Source organism: Treponema sp. R80B11-R83G3, from assembly GCF_054786115.1.
Genome location: NZ_BDHF01000587.1, coordinates 1 through 323 on the forward strand (window position 1 = coordinate 1; position 323 = coordinate 323).

General features: G+C 48.3%; 1 protein-coding gene. It reads left to right on the forward strand.

Features of this window, described 5'->3' with window-relative positions; all coding sequences use genetic code 11:
- The coding region (locus ACYVRH_RS15105; RefSeq protein ID WP_461257670.1) for a hypothetical protein at positions 1 to 208 on the forward strand (208 nt) is incomplete at its 5' end.
- Positions 209 to 323: the final 115 nt, after the last annotated feature.

Genomic DNA, 323 nt, shown 5'->3' on the forward strand with positions numbered 1-323 from the left:
AACTGGCGTGGAGAGGGAAAAATTAGCGGAGCGGATGCGTTCTTTAAGGTCAATCCGTCTTGAAGCGGAGGGGGAAAAACCCAATTCCGCTCGGGGGAAAACGAGTGGCGTAGAAAAAAAGGTGAAACATAATGCCCGCCCTCCCGAACAATCCGCATACCCCGTAGAAATTCTTCATCCCCTTCCCACAAATCGAGGTATGACTTAGCCCCTTCCCAGATGAAACACGGAGCACGGCTCAAAGGAAAATTATGGACGGAAACAACGGCTATATTCAATTCTGAAAACACTTTTACCAGTTCGCCAATTCTGCAAGAAGTAGC